The sequence below is a fragment of the Thiomicrorhabdus heinhorstiae genome (genome assembly GCF_013391765.2).
Taxonomy (GTDB): Bacteria; Pseudomonadota; Gammaproteobacteria; order Thiomicrospirales; family Thiomicrospiraceae; genus Thiomicrorhabdus; species Thiomicrorhabdus heinhorstiae.
This window is the reverse complement of the sequence record NZ_JACBGI020000049.1, coordinates 1-1,215: the sequence shown is the minus strand read 5'-3', so window position 1 is coordinate 1,215 and position 1,215 is coordinate 1. Positions and strand designations below refer to the sequence as shown.

At 43.5% G+C, this 1,215-nt stretch carries 1 protein-coding gene; it reads right to left on the bottom strand.

Translation table 11 applies throughout. The features are described from left to right. A protein-coding gene (locus H8792_RS12310; protein ID WP_185979294.1) for an IS3 family transposase occupies positions 1-1,150 on the bottom strand; the annotation gives its coding sequence in 2 pieces (ribosomal slippage) (positions 1-895 and positions 895-1,150; 1,151 coding nt annotated over the 2 pieces). This gene is flagged as partial in the annotation. Positions 1,151-1,215 lie beyond the last annotated feature (65 nt).

Genomic DNA, 1,215 nt, shown 5'->3' with positions numbered 1-1,215 from the left:
AACGAATTTTTAAGTTTTTCTTCTGTAACTGCTGGCGGTTGTCCGTCATTGAAAGAATGCGGTCTTTGCCAGTTGTAGTAGTTCATTAAATAATTGCCAATATCTCTCTTAGCTTCTTCAAAAGATGAATACCAAGTCGAGGGTATCCATTCTGATTTTAAGCTACGGAAGACTCTTTCCATTGGGCTGTTATCCCAACAATTTCCACGACGACTCATGCTCTGAGTCATTTGGTACCGCCAAAGCCTTTGTCTAAACTTTACGCTGCCGTATTGGACGCCTTGATCGGAGTGAAACATGACATTCATCGGTTCGCCACGAGATTGATAAGCATGCTCCAATGCTTTTACGGTCAAATCGGTATTAGGCGATTTTGACATGGCCCAGCCAACAACTCTACGGCTATAAAGGTCAAGCACAACCGCAAGATAATGCCATCGTCGTCCTGTCCAAATATAAGTAATATCGCCACACCACACTTGATTCGGAGTCTGAACATCAAATTGCCGATTCAAGCGATTCGGAATATCGGGACGTTCAACCGTTGCGGTTTTATAGGCATGCGGTCCAGGCTGCTTGCAAACAAGGCCGAGTTTTTTCATCAAGCTTCTAACTTTAAAACGACCAACGTTGACGTCTTGCTGTTCAAGCATCGCTCTGATGGTTCTACTGCCTGCAGCACTGCGACTCTTATTAAAGGCTTCATTAATCAATGTTTTAAGCTTTATGGTTGCAGGATTGATTCGAGTTGTTCGCTGTTTAAACCCGTAAAAACAGGATTTAGGCACTTCGAATAAATTGCACAACCATTCAATTGGCGCTTCATGCTTTAAGCGCTCTATCAGTGCGTAGACTTGATCTCGTCTGCGACTAATAGAGCGGTGGCCTTTTTTAAAATCGATTTCTCTTTTTCGAGTCGTCGAATTCGGGCTTCAAGCTCTTGAATGCGTTGCTGTTCAGGCGTTAATGCTTTTGCTACTGGTGTTTTTCCTGAACGCTCGTTTTCCAGTTGATTAACCCAGCGTCTCATGGAATTCTCGCCCACATCCAGTGATCGGCAAGCCTCGGCAATTGAATAACCTTCATCTAAAACCAGCTGTGCCGCTTCTCGTTTAAATCCTGCTGAAAACGAACGTCTTTGTCTTTTCATTGAACACCTCTTTTTGATGGAGTTTACCACCTAAAAAAGCGTTCGGTTTTATTAGACCACTTCAG